The organism is Enterobacter sp. UPMP2061 (genome assembly GCF_053709615.1).
Map to the genome: position 1 here is coordinate 191,417 of NZ_JBSKJP010000001.1, position 15,621 is coordinate 207,037.

Here is a 15,621-nt window from a genome sequence, read left to right on the forward strand (position 1 = left end):
GCTCCTGTTTAAGTTAAGACTTGGTTTGTTCTGACTGGCCAGTGGCCGACGCTTGTTGTTTGTCGTCAGATTTCACTTCCTGAGCTTTGACCTGCGCACCAGGACGAACTTTTTGCAAACCAGTAATAATTACGCGATCGCCATCTTTCAGACCTTCCGTTACCAGCCACTTGTCGCCAATCGCCTGCGTTGCAGTGATATTGCGCGTTTCGACTTTGTTATCGGCACCCACAACCAGTGCGCTCGCATCGCCGCGTGGCGTACGGGTCACACCTTGTTGAGGAACCAGAATGGCGCTTGGGTTAGTCCCTTCCTCAAGACGGGCGCGTACGAACATACCCGGCAGCAGGGTTTTATCCGGATTGGGGAAAATGGCCCGGATGGTGATAGAGCCGGTGGTCTGATCGACGGTCACATCAGAAAATTCCAGTGTGCCAGTCTGTGAGAACTTGATACCGTCGTTGGTAACCAGTTCCACTTTGGCTTTACCGTTTTCCTGTTTCAGGGTGCCGTTAGCCAGCTCCTGTTTGAGACGCAGGAAATCGTTGCTGGACTGGGTGACGTCAACGTAGATCGGGTCGAGCTGCTGCACGGTGGCCAGCGCGTTGGTTTGACCGTTCTGCACCAGCGCACCTTCGGTGACGGCTGATTTACCAATGCGACCGCTGATAGGGGAGGTCACTTTGGTGTAGGCCAGGTTAATACGCGCGGTTTCTACCGCCGCTTTCGCCGCCACAACGGCTGCGTTGGCTTGCTGTGCATCGGCCAGGGCAGAATCGTAATCCTGTTGGCTGATGTACTGCGTGCCGAGCAGTTTCTTGTAACGATTCAACGTCAGCTGCGAGATTTTGGCTGCCGCTTCGGCTTTGGCCAGATCGCCCTTAGCGCTCTCATAAGACGCCTGATAGGTTGCTGGATCAATCTGATACAGAGACTCGCCTGCCTTGACATCACCGCCTTCGGTGAAGTTACGTTTCAGGATGATACCGCTCACCTGCGGACGCACTTCCGCAATGCGGTAGGCGCTGGTGCGGCCCGGTAGTTCTGTTGTCATCTGGAGAGGTTCGGATTTGAGCGTCACGACGCCAACTTCTGGCACCTGCTGAGCTCCTTGTTGAGCCTGTTTGTCGTCACATCCTGTAAGCGCTAAGCTGCCTGAGAGCATCAGAACGACCGCCAGAGGCGTTAACCCTCTGTTTTTGTTCATATGTAAACCTCGAGTGTCCGATTTCAAATTGATCAAGGGTCCTGAGTCTAAAAACCCATTGCTGCGTTTATATTATCGTCATGCTATGGTACATACATTCATAAATGTATGTAAATCTGACTCCTGTAAATTCATCAACGTATGGCACGAAAAACCAAACAACAAGCGCTGGAAACCCGACAACACATTCTGGATGTGGCAATGCGTTTGTTCTCACAGCAGGGTGTTTCGGCAACCTCGCTGGCACAGATTGCTCAGGCCGCGGGCGTCACGCGGGGAGCGATTTACTGGCATTTCAAAGACAAGTCCGATCTGTTTGGTGAAATCTGGGAGCTTTCAGAGTCCAGCATTAGCGATCTTGAGAGTGAGTATCGGGCAAAATTCCCTCACGATCCACTCTCAGTGTTAAGAGAAATTCTAGTATATATCCTTGAAGCGACGGTTGTTGAAGAGCGTCGTCGTCTGATGATGGAAATCATCTTCCATAAATGTGAGTTCGTTGGTGAAATGGCGGTGGTTCAGCAGGCGCAGCGCGACCTGTGTCTGGAAAGCTACGATCGCATCGAACAGGTCCTCACGGAGTGCATGCAGGCCAAAATGCTTCCTGCCACATTACTCACCCGCCGGGCGGCGATCCTGATGCGCAGCTATATTTCCGGCCTGATGGAAAACTGGCTTTTTGCTCCGGAGTCGTTCGATCTCAGATCAGAGGCGCGCAGCTACGTCGAAATTTTTCTTGAGATGTGCCAGCTCTGTCCGACCCTTCAAAGTAAACTTAGCCCGCGCTCTGCCTGATCGGGCATGGGAAAAATCGTAGACCCTTTCCGTCGTACTATTCTGCTTCAGCCGGGCGTGATATCCTTCATGCCCGACTATTTCCGGTCATTTCTCACATCACATTCACAACTATGCTGCACATCAATCGCTCGCAACATCCTGTTCTGGCCCTGTTTTTGATCCTGCTGTTTTACTTTGCAGCCGCGCCGCTTTCATGGGCACGTGCAGACAACGGCAGTGACATTCCCACGCGTGCTGATGTTCAGTCGCAACTCGACACCCTGAATAAGCAAAAAGATCTCTCCGCCCAGGAAAAGCTCGTTCAGCAGGATCTGACGGAAACCCTGGAAACGCTGGACAAGATCGATCGCATCAAAGCCGAAACGGCCCAGCTACGGCAGAAGGTCGCTCAGGCGCCGGAGAACATGCGTAAGGCAACGGAGGCGCTGAGTGCGCTCAGCGACGTCGATAACGACGATGAAACCCGAAAAACGCTTGCCACGCTGTCGTTGCGCCAGCTTGAGTCGCGCGTGGCGCAGCTGCTGGACGATCTGCAAACGGCGCAATCCGATCTCTCAACCTACAACAGCCAGCTGGTTTCGCTGCAAACCCAGCCTGAGCGCGTGCAGAACGCCATGTACTCGGCGTCGCAACAGCTACAGCAGATACGTAACCGTCTGAATGGCATCACCGTGGGGGAAGGGGCGCTTCGTCCCACCCAGCAAACGCTGCTGAACATCCAGCAGACGCTGCTAAACGCGGAGATTGAACAGCAGCGTAAGAGCCTGGAAGGCAACACGGTGCTACAGGATGCGCTGCAAAAACAGCGTGACTACGTGACCGCGAATATCAACCGGCTTGAGCATCAGCTTCAGCTGTTGCAGGAAGCGGTGAACAGCAAGCGCCTGACGCTGACTGAAAAAACGGCGCAAGAAGCGGTTTCGCCAGACGAGACGGCCCGTATTCAGGCCAACCCGCTGGTGAAGCAGGAGCTGGAGATTAACCACCAGCTGAGCGAGCGTCTGATTCAGGCGACTGAAAGCGGCAGCGCGCTGGTGCAGCAGAATATTAAGGTCAAAAACTGGCTGGATCGCGCTTTGCAGGCCGAGCGCAACGTCAAGGAGCAGATTGCCGTCCTGAAGGGCAGCCTGCTGCTGTCGCGCATTCTCTACCAGCAACAGCAGACGCTGCCGTCCGCCGACGAGCTGGAAGACATGACCAACCGCATTGCGGATTTGCGTCTTGAACAGTTTGACGTTAACCAGCAGCGCGATGCGCTATTCCAGAGCGATACCTTCGTTGCCAAAGTGGAAGAGGGCCATTCAGGTGAAGTGAACGCTGAAGTTCACGACGCGCTGTTGCAGGTGGTGGACATGCGCCGCGAATTGCTCGATCAGCTTAACAAGCAGCTGGGCAACCAGCTGATGATGGCGATTAACCTGCAAATCAACCAGCAGCAGCTGGTGAGCGTTTCTAAAAGCCTCCAGGAGATCCTGACCCAGCAGATTTTCTGGGTGAACAGCAATAAACCCATGGACTGGGACTGGTTTAAATCTTTCCCGGAAACGCTGAAATCCCAGATCAAAAGCATGAAAATTACCGTGAACTGGGAGAAAGCCTGGCCTGCGGTGATGATTGCCTTCCTGACGGGGCTGCCTTTGCTGCTCATCGCTGGCGTCATACGCTGGCGTTTGAAATGGCTGAAACAGTACCAGGCGAAGCTGGCCTCGGAAGTGGGGCAACTGCGTAACGACAGCCAGCTGCACACCCCGAAAGCGATCCTGATCGATCTGATCCGTGCTCTGCCGGTCTGCCTGTTGATACTCGCCGTGGGCCTGATCCTGCTGACCATGCAGCTGAATATCAGCGATCTGCTGTGGGCGTTCAGCAAGAAGCTGGCGCTGTTCTGGCTGGTGTTTGGTCTGTGCTGGAAAGTGCTGGAAAAAGATGGCGTCGCCGTCCGCCACTTCAACATGCCGGAAAAACTCACCAGCCACTGGCGTCGCCAGATTGTGCGCATCAGCCTCGCGCTGCTGCCGCTGCACTTCTGGTCAGTTGTGGCGGAGCTTTCCCCGCTGCACCTGATGGATGACGTGCTGGGGCAACTGGTGATTATGCTGAACCTGCTGCTGATTGCCGTTCTGATGTGGCCAATGTGCCGCGACAGCTGGCGGGATAAAGAGTCCCACAATCTTCGTCTGGCTACCGTAACGGTACTGGCGATCATTCCTCTGGCGCTGATGGTGCTGACGGCGACGGGTTACTTCTATACCACGCTGCGTCTGTCCGGCCGCTGGATCGAAACGGTTTATCTGGTGATTGTATGGAACCTGCTGTTCCAGACCGTGCTGCGTGGTTTGAGCGTGGCGGCGCGCCGCATTGCTTATCGTCGTGCTGTTGCCCGTCGGCAGCATCAGGTGAAAGAGGGGGCTGAAGGGGCAGAGCCGCAGGAAGAGCCGACCATTGCTCTGGAGCAGGTTAACCAGCAAACGATGCGTATTACCATGCTGGTGATGATCGCCCTGTTTGCTGTGATGTTCTGGGCCATCTGGTCTGATTTAATTACCGTCTTCGCCTACCTCGACAGTATCACGCTCTGGCAATACAACGGTACCGAAGCGGGCGCTGCGGTAATGAAAAGCGTCACCATGGGCAGTCTGCTCTTTGCGCTGGTGTCGTCAGTGGTTGCCTGGGCGTTGATCCGCAACCTGCCGGGTCTGCTGGAAGTGCTGGTGCTCTCAAGGCTGAACCTGCGTCAGGGGGCGTCGTACGCCATTACCACCATCCTGAACTATGTCATTATTATTGTCGGGGCGATGACGGTATTCGGCTCGCTGGGCGTCTCGTGGGATAAACTCCAGTGGCTGGCGGCGGCGTTGTCGGTGGGTCTGGGCTTCGGCTTGCAGGAGATCTTCGGTAACTTTGTCTCTGGCCTGATTATCCTGTTCGAACGTCCGGTGCGTATCGGCGATACCGTCACCATCGGTACTTTCTCCGGGACCGTCAGCAAGATCCGCATTCGTGCGACCACCATTACCGACTTCGATCGTAAAGAGGTGATCATCCCGAACAAAGCGTTTGTGACCGAGCGTCTGATCAACTGGTCGCTCTCGGATACCACCACTCGCGTGGTGATCCGACTCGGGGTGGCCTATGGCTCGGATCTGGACAAGGTGAAAGAGGTACTGCTGAAGGCGGCAGCTGACCATCCAAAAGTGATGCACGATCCTGCGCCAGCGGTATTCTTCACCACCTTCGGGCCGAGCACTTTGGATCATGAGCTGCGCCTGTACGTACGCGAACTGCGCGATCGCAGCTACACCGTCGATGAGCTGAACCGCACCATTGACCGTCTGTGTCGTGAAAACGATATTAATATCGCCTTTAACCAGCTTGAGGTTCATCTGCGCAACGAGAAAGGCGATGAGCATACGGAAGTGAAGCGCGAGATTAAGGGGGACGACCCTACTCCCGCCTAATCTATTTCCCTCTCCCCTCTGGGGAGAGGGTAGGGTGAGGGGGAAGTTTCCCCTCAAAATCTCGTCGCACAATCTCCAGCGCTTTCAGCACCGTCTCCGCCGGGATCTCGTGATTTTCCAGCAGCATAATTAAATCGACGGCCAGCTTGACCTCGTCGGGGGCATTTTCCAGTGACATCAGTGGCTCCTGTTAACGGGTCAGGCGTTCAATGACGCGTTCAATCTCATCCAGCGCCTGACGGCAGCGGACGATACGGCCTTCCAGCGCGCTGATTTCACGCATTAATAACTGCTGCTCTTCCAGCGTTTCGCTGGTGTTCAGGCGGGCTTCGCGCTCGCGCTTCATCTCAAACAGACGGCGCTCAAACTCCTGGTTCTCCAGCCGCTTGCGCTGCCATTTACCGAGCCCCGGCGAGGCGCTGTCCCACGCCCGTAACGGCCAGGCGGCGATTTCCCGGTGCAGGGCGGTGATCTGCTCGGTAAGATGCTCCGCAAGCCACGCGACCTGTTCCTGCTGTTCACTCTCAACCGCGTGACGAAGCTCGTCGAGATTGGTCTGCGCTTCAGCAAGATAATCCTCAATGACGGTGCTGCGGGTGCGGAAGAGCTGCCGGTCAAAGCGCGGTTTCAGCGTGGCGTGGCCCATCAACGGCGTGGCCTGCGCCCGCAGCGCGATCAGCTGATTTTGCAGCCTCTCAAGAAGCAGTGCTGTTTTCAAGGCGCTCTCCAGTGGTAAAGTAGCCGTTCAGTTTGATAACGATTCGCATTATGCAGCGTACTATTTTAATCATCATTGGCTGGCTCGCGGTAGTGCTGGGCACGCTGGGTGTGGTTTTACCCTTGCTGCCGACCACCCCGTTTATCCTGTTGGCCGCCTGGTGCTTCGCCCGCTCGTCGCCGCGTTTTCACCACTGGCTTCTGTACCGCTCGTGGTTTGGCGGCTACCTGCGGCACTGGCAAAAACACCGGGCCATGCCGCCCGGGGCTAAGCCGCGCGCCATTGCCTTCATCTTGATCACCTTCGCCGTCTCGTTATGGCTGGTGAAAATGATGTGGGTGCGCATTCTGCTGCTGGCGATCCTGGTTTGCCTGCTGATCTTTATGTGGCGGATCCCCGTGGTTGATGAAAAGCAACAAAAGCACTGAAGCCTCATCATGGCGGTTGCAATTATGGCGCACAGCCAGTAAATTCGACCGTTTTCGAGCACAGGTGCGCCTGGTCAAAGGTTAAACAACTGTTACTTTGACCGACTCGTCGCGCGCCGTGAGTAACACTGTTTCATTTAGGCACAAACCGATGACCGCAACTGCACAGCAGCTTGAATATCTGAAAAATAGCATCAAAAGTATCCAGGACTATCCAAAACCTGGCATTCTTTTCCGCGATGTCACCAGCTTGCTGGAAGACCCGAAAGCGTACGCCCTCAGCATTGAACTGCTGGTTGAGCGTTATAAAAACGCCGGGATCACCAAAGTAGTAGGTACTGAAGCCCGTGGCTTCCTGTTTGGCGCACCGGTTGCGCTGGCGATGGGCGTGGGTTTTGTGCCGGTGCGTAAGCCGCGCAAACTGCCGCGTGAAACCATTGCTGAGAGCTATGAGCTGGAATACGGCACCGATCAGCTGGAAATTCACGTTGATGCCATCAAGCCAGGCGACAAAGTGCTGGTGGTGGACGATCTGCTGGCAACCGGCGGCACCATCGAAGCGACCGTGAAGCTGATCCGTCGTCTGGGCGGGGAAGTGACCGACGCGGCATTCATCATCAACCTGTTCGATCTCGGCGGCGAGCAGCGCCTGGAAAAACAGGGTATTACCAGCTACAGCCTGGTGCCATTCCCGGGACATTAATCCCGTATCTCACAACCTCGCTCAATGGGTGAGGTTGTGATAGCATTCCCCTCCATTAATTCACCTTCCAGCGTTGCAGAGCCTGCCCATGAGTTATCAGGTGTTAGCCCGTAAATGGCGACCACAAACCTTTGCTGACGTTGTCGGTCAGGAACATGTGCTGACGGCCCTGGCGAACGGCTTGTCGCTAGGTCGCATCCATCACGCCTATCTTTTTTCCGGCACCCGCGGCGTCGGTAAAACCTCTATTGCCCGTCTGCTGGCAAAAGGTCTGAACTGCGAAACCGGGATCACCGCCACCCCGTGCGGCGTGTGCGACAACTGTCGTGAGATCGAGCAGGGGCGTTTTGTCGATCTGATTGAGATCGACGCCGCCTCGCGCACCAAAGTGGAAGATACCCGCGATCTGCTCGACAACGTGCAGTACGCCCCGGCGCGCGGCCGCTTCAAGGTCTATCTGATCGATGAAGTGCACATGCTGTCGCGCCACAGCTTCAACGCCCTGCTGAAAACGCTGGAAGAGCCGCCTGCGCATGTCAAATTCCTGCTGGCGACCACCGATCCGCAAAAGCTGCCGGTCACGATCCTCTCGCGCTGCCTGCAATTCCACCTGAAGGCGCTCGACGTTGAGCAGATCCGCGCTCAGCTTGAGCATATCCTCGATGAAGAGAACATTGTCCACGAGCCGCGTGCGCTGCAACTGCTGGCCCGTGCCGCGGACGGCAGCCTGCGCGATGCGTTGAGCCTGACCGATCAGGCGATTGCCAGCGGTGACGGTAAACTCTCCACCGACGCGGTCAGTACCATGCTCGGCACGCTGGATGACGATCAGGCGCTGTCGCTTATTGAAGCGATGATTGCCGCCAACGGTGAGCGGGTAATGACCCTCGTCAACGACGCCGCTGCCCGTGGCATTGAGTGGGAAGCGCTGCTGGTCGAGATGCTCAGCCTGCTGCACCGCGTGGCGATGCTGCAACTGTCTCCGTCGGCTATTGGCGCGGACATGGCGACCATTGAACAGAGGATGCGTGAACTTGCGCGCACCGTGCCGCCAGCTGACGTTCAGCTTTATTATCAGACGCTGCTGATTGGCCGCAAAGAGCTGCCGTTTGCACCGGATCGCCGGATGGGCGTTGAAATGACGCTGCTGCGCGCGCTGGCCTTCCATCCGCGCAAGCCATTACCGGAGCCGGAAACGCCCCGGCAGTCCTTTGCGCCGGTTGCGCCGACCGCGGTAATGTCACCGCAGCAGGTGCCACCGCAACCGGCATCGCCGCCGCCGCAAAACGTGCCACTGTCGGATGCCACCAGTTCGGTGCTTGCCGCACGAAGCCAGTTGCAACGTGCGCAGGGAGCAACCAAACCAAAAAAGAGTGAACCGGCAGCGCCTGCAAGAGCGCGGCCGGTGAACAACGCCGCGCTTGAACGACTGGCCTCGGTAACGGAGCGCGTGCAGTCGCGTCCGGCACCGTCCGCGCTCGAGCAAAAAGCCCCGGCGAAAGAAGAGGCATACCGCTGGAAGGCGACCACCGTTGTTGAAACGGTCAAGGAAGTGGTCGCCACGCCAAAAGCGCTGAAAAAGGCGCTGGAGCATGAAAAAACGCCGGAGCTATCCGCGAAGCTCGCGGAAGAATCCATTGAGCGCGATGCCTGGGCCGCCGAGGTCAGCAAACTGCAACTGCCGAAGCTGGTGGAGCAGGTCGCGCTGAACGCCTGGAAAGAGCAGGACGGTAATCAGGTGCGTCTGCACCTGCGCCCTGGCCAGCGGCACCTCAACTCCCCTGGCGCGCAAAAGGCGCTGGCCGAGGCGCTTACCGCATTACAGGGTGTACCGGTTGAATTGACTATCATTGAAGATGATAATCCGGCGGTGAAAACGCCGCTCGAGTGGCGTCAGGCCATTTATGAAGAGAAGCTCGCGCAGGCGCGCGAGGCGATAATTGCGGATAACAACATCCAGACCCTGCGTCGGTTCTTCGACGCCGATCTGGATGAAGAGAGTATTCGCCCCATTTGATCGTGAGTCTGACTTACGGTTGTAATCCTTAACGTGAAAGAAGAGAGAAGCCTATGTTTGGTGGAAAAGGCGGTCTGGGTGGTCTGATGAAGCAGGCTCAGCAGATGCAGGAAAAAATGCAGAAGATGCAGGAAGAGATCGCTCAGCTGGAAGTCACGGGTGAATCCGGTGCCGGTCTGGTCAAGGTGACCATCAACGGTGCGCATAACTGCCGTCGCGTTGAAATCGACCCGAGCCTGCTCGAAGACGACAAAGAGATGCTGGAAGATCTGGTTGCAGCCGCGTTTAACGATGCCGCTCGCCGTATCGACGAAACCCAGAAAGAGAAAATGGCCTCTGTTTCCAGCGGTATGCAACTGCCGCCGGGCTTTAAGATGCCATTCTGATGCAAACCAGTCCGCTGCTCACGCAGTTAATGGAAGCACTGCGCTGCCTGCCGGGCGTTGGCCCGAAGTCGGCGCAGCGTATGGCGTTTACGCTATTGCAGCGCGACCGCAGCGGCGGGATGCGCCTGGCGCAGGCTCTGACCCGCGCCATGTCAGAAATTGGCCACTGTGCGGATTGCCGGACCTTTACCGAGCAGGACGTATGTAACATTTGTACGAACCCGCGTCGTCAGGAAAACGGTCAGATTTGCGTGGTGGAGAGTCCGGCGGACATCTACGCCATCGAACAAACCGGGCAGTTTTCCGGCCGCTATTTCGTGCTGATGGGGCATCTCTCCCCGCTGGATGGCATCGGCCCGGACGATATCGGTCTCGATCGCCTGGAGCAGCGCCTGGAGTCGGAAACCATCAAAGAGGTGATCCTCGCCACCAACCCGACGGTGGAAGGGGAGGCAACCGCCAACTACATCGCCGAGCTGTGCGCGCAGTACGGCGTTGACGCCAGCCGCATCGCCCACGGCGTGCCGGTCGGCGGTGAGCTGGAGATGGTCGACGGCACCACGCTGTCACACTCGCTGGCCGGACGTCACAAGATTATTTTCTGACCAAACGGAGGCTGCGCGCGCGGCCTCCGCTTGAAAATTCCTCCCCTTATCCCCATCTCTCACTCAACGTTTTACAACCCCATTAAATGGCATTGTTGAGGTCGACTTAGATGAAAGGACAAGAAACCCGTGGTTTCCAGTCAGAAGTAAAACAGCTTCTGCACCTGATGATCCATTCCCTGTATTCCAACAAAGAAATCTTCCTGCGTGAGCTGATTTCCAACGCCTCTGATGCGGCGGACAAGCTGCGCTTCCGCGCGCTGTCTAACCCGGATCTGTATGAAGGCGACGGCGAGCTGCGCGTGCGCGTCTCGTTTAATAAAGAGAACCGCACCCTGACCATCGCCGATAACGGCATCGGGATGAACCGCGACGAGGTGATTGACCACCTCGGAACCATCGCCAAATCCGGCACCAAAGCGTTCCTTGAGTCCATGGGCTCTGACCAGGCGAAAGACAGCCAGCTGATCGGTCAGTTCGGCGTAGGCTTCTACTCGGCGTTCATCGTGGCGGACAAAGTCACCGTGCGCACCCGCGCCGCGGGCGACAGCGCCGAGAACGGCGTGCTGTGGGAGTCTAAAGGTGAAGGCGAGTACACCGTTGATGACATCACCAAAGCGGATCGCGGCACCGAAATCACCCTGCACCTGCGTGAAGGCGAAGACGATTTCCTGAACGACTGGCGCGTACGCTCCATCATCAGCAAATATTCCGACCATATCGCGCTGCCGGTAGAGATTGAAAAACAGGAAGAGAAAGACGGCGAAACCGTGGTTTCCTGGGAGAAAATCAACAAGGCGCAGGCGCTGTGGACGCGTAATAAAGCTGAAATTAAAGACGACGAGTACAACGAGTTTTACAAGCACATCGCCCACGACTTCACCGATCCGCTGACCTGGAGCCACAACCGTGTGGAAGGGAAACAGGAGTACACCAGCCTGCTGTACATTCCGGCGCAGGCGCCGTGGGACATGTGGAACCGCGATCACAAGCACGGCCTGAAGCTGTACGTGCAGCGCGTCTTCATCATGGACGACGCCGAGCAGTTCATGCCGAACTACCTGCGCTTTGTGCGTGGCCTGATAGACTCCAACGATCTGCCGCTGAACGTCTCCCGTGAAATTCTTCAGGACAGCACCGTCACCCGTAACCTGCGCAACGCCCTGACCAAACGTGCGTTGCAGATGCTGGAAAAACTGGCGAAGGACGATGCGGAAAAATACCAGACCTTCTGGAAACAGTTTGGCCTGGTGCTGAAAGAAGGTCCGGCGGAAGATACTGCGAACGTGGAAGCTATCGCTAAACTGCTGCGCTTCGCCTCTACGCACAACGACTCCTCCGCCCAGACCGTGTCGCTGGAAGAGTACGTCTCCCGCATGAAAGAAGGGCAGGAGAAGATCTACTACATCACCGCCGACAGCTATGCGGCAGCGAAGAGCAGCCCGCATCTGGAACTGCTGCGTAAGAAAGGCATCGAAGTGCTGCTGCTGTCTGACCGCATCGACGAGTGGATGATGAACTACCTGACCGAGTTCGACGGTAAATCCTTCCAGTCCGTTGCCAAAGCCGACGAGTCTATCGATAAGCTGGCGGATGAAGTGGACGACAGCGCGAAAGAAGCCGAGAAGGCGCTGGAGCCGTTCGTTGAGCGCGTTAAAACGCTGCTGGGCGACCGCGTGAAAGAGGTGCGCTTCACGCACCGTCTGACCGATACGCCAGCCATTGTCACCACCGATGCGGACGAAATGAGCACCCAGATGGCGAAACTGTTCGCTGCGGCGGGCCAGGCCGTGCCGGAAGTGAAATATATCTTTGAGCTTAATCCGGATCACCCGCTGGTGAAACGCGCGGCGGATACCCAGGACGACGCCCGCTTTGCGGAGTGGGTTGAACTGCTGCTGGATCAGTCCCTGCTGGCCGAGCGCGGTACGCTGGAAGATCCTAACCTGTTCATTAAACGTGTGAATGCGCTGCTGCTGGCGTAATCTTCCCTCACCCCGGCCCTCTCCCTGTGGGAGAGGGTTAGGGTGAGGGCACCAGACCGCACTCTCCCAAATTATCTCCCCCCGTTAACCGTTTCAGCCTTCCCACCTTCCTTGAGCCATACCCGTTCTGGTGGTATTGTTTAGCGCTTTTTGAAAAATTGAATCGACTTTTGAGGGGATTTTCGCAATGCGTATTATTCTGCTTGGCGCTCCGGGCGCGGGTAAAGGAACTCAGGCTCAGTTCATCATGGAGAAATACGGTATTCCGCAAATCTCCACCGGTGACATGCTGCGCGCCGCTGTTAAATCTGGCTCCGAGCTGGGTAAACAAGCGAAAGACATCATGGACGCAGGCAAACTGGTGACCGACGAACTGGTTATCGCGCTGGTTAAAGAGCGCATTGCTCAGGAAGACTGCCGTAACGGTTTCCTGCTGGACGGCTTCCCGCGCACCATTCCTCAGGCTGACGCCATGAAAGAAGCGGGCATCAACGTGGATTACGTGCTGGAGTTCGACGTACCAGACGAGCTGATCGTTGACCGTATCGTTGGCCGTCGCGTACACGCTGCTTCTGGCCGCGTTTACCACATCAAATTCAACCCACCTAAGGTTGAAGGCAAAGACGACGTGACCGGCGAAGAGCTGACCACCCGTAAAGACGATCAGGAAGAAACCGTGCGTAAACGCCTGGTGGAATATCATCAGATGACCGCACCGCTGATCGGCTACTACACCAAAGAAGCGCAGGCGGGTAACACCAAATACGCGAAAGTGGACGGCACCAAAGCCGTGGCTGACGTACGTGCAGAGCTGGAAAAAATCCTCGGCTAAGCGCACCTCTCTCACCCGGAGCCCCGGGTGAGAAAAATTCTCATCTTACCTATTACAGCAATGGGTTTCGTTTAAACGCATTTCCGCTACAATTGACAGCCTATCAAATGGTTAAGAGGCGTGAATGAGTCAGGCGAAAACCGGCATCCTGCTTGCCAATCTGGGCACCCCAGAAGCACCTACTCCAGCGGCGGTCAAACGCTACCTGCGACAATTTTTAAGCGACACGCGCGTCGTGGATACCCCAAGACTGCTGTGGTGGCCACTGCTGCGTGGCGTCATTCTGCCGATTCGTTCCCCGCGTGTGGCAAAGCTCTATCAGTCCGTGTGGATGGAAGAGGGCTCGCCGCTGATGGTGTACAGCCGTCGTCAGGAGAAGGCGCTGGCCGCCCGCCTGCCGGACATGCCCGTTGCGCTCGGCATGAGCTACGGTAAGCCGTCCCTGGAAAGCGCCGTCGACTCTCTGCTGGCGCAGGGCGTTGAACACATTGTGGTGCTGGCCCTTTATCCGCAGTATTCGTGCTCCACGGTAGCTGCCGTCTGGGACGAACTGGCGCGCATTCTGGCGACCCGCCGCCGTATACCGGGTATCACCTTTATCCGCGACTACGCCGATAACGAGCTGTACATTCAGGCGCTTGCCAGCAGCGCGCGCGCGTCGTTTGAAAAACACGGCGAGCCGGATCTGCTGCTGCTCTCCTATCACGGTATTCCGCAGCGTTTCGCGAACGAAGGGGATGATTACCCCCAGCGTTGCCGCGATACCACCCGCGAGCTGGTCTCCGCCCTCGGCCTGCCGCCTGAGAAGGTGATGATGACCTTCCAGTCGCGCTTCGGCCGTGAACCGTGGCTCACCCCGTATACTGATGAAACGCTTAAGATGCTGGGCGAGAAGGGCGTGAAGCACATTCAGGTGATGTCGCCGGGCTTCTCGGCGGACTGTCTGGAAACGCTGGAAGAGATTGCTGTCCAGAACAAAGAGTTCTTTATGGAGGCGGGCGGAACGAAATACGAATACATTCCTGCGCTTAACGACTCCCCTGAACACATCGACATGATGGTGTCACTGGTCACCACCCGCCGCTGATCGCGTTACGGGCCGGGTTTGTGCTACCATTCCCGGCCCGTATTCTTTGCACAGTTCAGACCATGAAATTTCCCGGTAAACGTAAGTCCAAACACTATTTCCCCGTCGATGCCCGCGATCCGCTGTTACAGCAAATTCAGCAGGAAAGCGAAACCAGCGCTGCCTGGGTGGTCGGTATCGATCAGACGCTGGTGGACATTGAAGCCAAAGTGGATGATGCGTTTGTCGCACGTTACGGTCTGAGCGCCGGGCACTCGCTGGTGATTGAGGATGACGTTGCTGAAGCGCTGTATCAGGAGCTGGTGCGCGAAAATCTTATCACCCACCAGTTTGCCGGCGGCACCATCGGCAACACCATGCACAACTACTCCGTACTGGCAGACGACCGCTCGGTGCTGCTTGGCGTGATGTGCAGCAATATCGAAATCGGTGGCTATGCCTACCGCTACCTGTGCAATACCTCCAGCCGCACCGATCTGAACTATTTGCAGGGCGTTGACGGGCCGATTGGCCGCTGCTTTACGCTGATAAGCGATTCCGGCGAGCGTACCTTTGCCATCAGCCCCGGCCATATGAACAAGCTGCGCGCTGAAAGTATCCCGGAAGAGGTGATCGCGGGCGCGTCTGCGCTGGTACTGACCTCCTATCTGGTGCGCTGCAAGCCGGGCGAACCAATGCCGGACGCAACCATGAAGGCAATTGAGTACGCGAAGAAATACAACGTGCCTGTGGTTCTGACGCTGGGCACCAAATTCGTCATTGCCGACAACCCGGAGTGGTGGCAGGCCTTCCTGAAAGAACACGTCTCGATTCTGGCGATGAATGAAGAAGAAGCCGAAGCGCTGACCGGCGAAAGCGATCCGCTGCTGGCGTCTGATAAGGCGCTGGACTGGGTAGATCTGGTGCTCTGCACCGCCGGGCCGGTCGGGCTGTATATGGCGGGCTTCACGGAAGAAGAGAGCAAGCGGAAAACCCAGCACCCGCTGCTGCCGGGCGCAATCGCCGAATTTAACCAGTACGAGTTCAGCCGCGCCATGCGTTATAAAGACTGCATCAACCCGCTGCGTATCTTCTCCCACATCGCACCGTATATGGGTGGCCCCGAGAAGATCATGAACACCAACGGCGCGGGCGACGGCGCGCTGGCCGCGCTGCTGCACGACATCACCGCCAACGCCTACCACAAAACCAATGTGCCGAATTCCAGCAAGCACACCTTCAACTGGCTGACCTACTCCTCGCTGGCGCAGGTGTGCAAGTACGCGAACCGCGTGAGTTATCAGGTGCTGAACCAGCATTCACCGCGCTTAACGCGGGGGCTGCCGGAACGGGAAGACAGCCTCGAAGAGGCGTATTGGGACAGGTAAAAGCAAAACGGCAACCTGTGGTTGCCGTTT

At 56.9% G+C, this 15,621-nt stretch carries 14 protein-coding genes and 1 other annotated feature; of the genes, 11 read left to right on the top strand and 3 right to left on the bottom strand.

Annotated elements, in window-relative coordinates:
* Positions 1-13 precede the first annotated feature (13 nt).
* On the bottom strand, positions 14-1,207 hold the full coding sequence (acrA, locus tag ACWKXX_RS00950; RefSeq protein WP_047365350.1) for a multidrug efflux RND transporter periplasmic adaptor subunit AcrA: 1,194 nt from the start codon (positions 1,205-1,207) through the stop codon (positions 14-16).
* Between the two features lie 141 nt (positions 1,208-1,348).
* Between acrA and acrR the strand changes: the two genes are divergently transcribed.
* Together acrR and mscK are read left to right on the top strand one after the other, a co-directional pair.
* Positions 1,349-2,002, top strand: coding sequence for a multidrug efflux transporter transcriptional repressor AcrR (gene acrR, locus ACWKXX_RS00955; protein ID WP_015571247.1), 654 nt, complete (start codon positions 1,349-1,351; stop codon positions 2,000-2,002).
* 113 nt (positions 2,003-2,115) lie between these two features.
* A complete protein-coding gene (gene mscK, locus ACWKXX_RS00960; protein ID WP_023296044.1) occupies positions 2,116-5,463 on the top strand; it encodes a mechanosensitive channel MscK in 3,348 nt (1,115 codons plus the stop codon).
* 1 nt (position 5,464) lies between these two features.
* Here the strand turns inward: mscK and rsmS are convergent, their stop codons facing one another.
* Positions 5,465-5,641, bottom strand: a complete 177-nt coding sequence (gene rsmS / locus ACWKXX_RS00965) for a pleiotropic regulatory protein RsmS (RefSeq protein ID WP_017694394.1) — start codon at positions 5,639-5,641, stop codon at positions 5,465-5,467.
* A 12-nt stretch (positions 5,642-5,653) separates the two neighbouring features.
* Positions 5,654-6,181 (bottom strand): primosomal replication protein N'', encoded by a 528-nt coding sequence (gene priC, locus ACWKXX_RS00970; protein ID WP_017383213.1) that lies wholly within the window; start codon positions 6,179-6,181, stop codon positions 5,654-5,656.
* Positions 6,182-6,231: 50 nt separating this feature from the next.
* Between priC and ACWKXX_RS00975 the strand changes: the two genes are divergently transcribed.
* From ACWKXX_RS00975 to ACWKXX_RS01015, 9 genes are all read left to right on the top strand, one after another.
* Positions 6,232-6,609 carry a DUF454 family protein gene (locus ACWKXX_RS00975; RefSeq protein WP_015571246.1) on the top strand — a complete coding sequence of 126 codons (378 nt, stop codon included), beginning with the start codon at positions 6,232-6,234 and terminating at the stop codon, positions 6,607-6,609.
* A 151-nt stretch (positions 6,610-6,760) separates the two neighbouring features.
* Complete coding sequence (gene apt / locus ACWKXX_RS00980) at positions 6,761-7,312, top strand: adenine phosphoribosyltransferase (RefSeq protein WP_000127359.1); 552 nt, start codon at positions 6,761-6,763, stop codon at positions 7,310-7,312.
* Positions 7,313-7,400: 88 nt separating this feature from the next.
* Positions 7,401-9,329 carry a DNA polymerase III subunit gamma/tau gene (dnaX, locus tag ACWKXX_RS00985; protein WP_017383214.1) on the top strand — a complete coding sequence of 643 codons (1,929 nt, stop codon included), beginning with the start codon at positions 7,401-7,403 and terminating at the stop codon, positions 9,327-9,329.
* Positions 8,659-8,723: a sequence feature (DnaX frameshifting element), on the top strand. It overlaps the preceding gene by 65 nt.
* Before the next feature lie 53 nt (positions 9,330-9,382).
* Complete coding sequence (locus tag ACWKXX_RS00990) at positions 9,383-9,715, top strand: YbaB/EbfC family nucleoid-associated protein (protein ID WP_003858972.1); 333 nt, start codon at positions 9,383-9,385, stop codon at positions 9,713-9,715.
* Positions 9,715-10,320: a recombination mediator RecR gene (recR, locus tag ACWKXX_RS00995; RefSeq protein WP_006809843.1), complete on the top strand. Its 606-nt coding sequence runs from the start codon at positions 9,715-9,717 to the stop codon at positions 10,318-10,320. The genes ACWKXX_RS00990 and recR overlap by 1 nt, the downstream gene beginning before the upstream one ends.
* Before the next feature lie 110 nt (positions 10,321-10,430).
* Positions 10,431-12,305: a molecular chaperone HtpG gene (htpG, locus tag ACWKXX_RS01000; RefSeq protein WP_015571245.1), complete on the top strand. Its 1,875-nt coding sequence runs from the start codon at positions 10,431-10,433 to the stop codon at positions 12,303-12,305.
* Positions 12,306-12,492: 187 nt separating this feature from the next.
* Positions 12,493-13,137 (top strand): adenylate kinase, encoded by a 645-nt coding sequence (adk, locus tag ACWKXX_RS01005; RefSeq protein ID WP_006809841.1) that lies wholly within the window; start codon positions 12,493-12,495, stop codon positions 13,135-13,137.
* 124 nt (positions 13,138-13,261) lie between these two features.
* Positions 13,262-14,224, top strand: coding sequence for a ferrochelatase (hemH, locus tag ACWKXX_RS01010; protein ID WP_017383216.1), 963 nt, complete (start codon positions 13,262-13,264; stop codon positions 14,222-14,224).
* 62 nt (positions 14,225-14,286) lie between these two features.
* Entirely contained in the window at positions 14,287-15,591 is a 1,305-nt protein-coding gene (locus ACWKXX_RS01015) for an inosine/guanosine kinase (protein WP_032647466.1), read from the top strand.
* Positions 15,592-15,621 lie beyond the last annotated feature (30 nt).

Excerpts from the sequence above, each read along its gene's own strand:
- apt (WP_000127359.1), top strand. The coding sequence starts at position 6,761 with ATGACCGCAACTGCACAGCAGCTTGAATATCTGAAAAATAGCATCAAA.
- acrR (WP_015571247.1), top strand. The coding sequence starts at position 1,349 with ATGGCACGAAAAACCAAACAACAAGCGCTGGAAACCCGACAACACATT.
- mscK (WP_023296044.1), top strand. The coding sequence starts at position 2,116 with ATGCTGCACATCAATCGCTCGCAACATCCTGTTCTGGCCCTGTTTTTG.
- ACWKXX_RS00990 (WP_003858972.1), top strand. The coding sequence starts at position 9,383 with ATGTTTGGTGGAAAAGGCGGTCTGGGTGGTCTGATGAAGCAGGCTCAG.
- rsmS (WP_017694394.1), bottom strand. The coding sequence starts at position 5,641 with ATGTCACTGGAAAATGCCCCCGACGAGGTCAAGCTGGCCGTCGATTTA.
- adk (WP_006809841.1), top strand. The coding sequence starts at position 12,493 with ATGCGTATTATTCTGCTTGGCGCTCCGGGCGCGGGTAAAGGAACTCAG.
- hemH (WP_017383216.1), top strand. The coding sequence starts at position 13,262 with ATGAGTCAGGCGAAAACCGGCATCCTGCTTGCCAATCTGGGCACCCCA.
- ACWKXX_RS01015 (WP_032647466.1), top strand. The coding sequence starts at position 14,287 with ATGAAATTTCCCGGTAAACGTAAGTCCAAACACTATTTCCCCGTCGAT.
- dnaX (WP_017383214.1), top strand. The coding sequence starts at position 7,401 with ATGAGTTATCAGGTGTTAGCCCGTAAATGGCGACCACAAACCTTTGCT.
- recR (WP_006809843.1), top strand. The coding sequence starts at position 9,715 with ATGCAAACCAGTCCGCTGCTCACGCAGTTAATGGAAGCACTGCGCTGC.
- htpG (WP_015571245.1), top strand. The coding sequence starts at position 10,431 with ATGAAAGGACAAGAAACCCGTGGTTTCCAGTCAGAAGTAAAACAGCTT.
- acrA (WP_047365350.1), bottom strand. The coding sequence starts at position 1,207 with ATGAACAAAAACAGAGGGTTAACGCCTCTGGCGGTCGTTCTGATGCTC.
- ACWKXX_RS00975 (WP_015571246.1), top strand. The coding sequence starts at position 6,232 with ATGCAGCGTACTATTTTAATCATCATTGGCTGGCTCGCGGTAGTGCTG.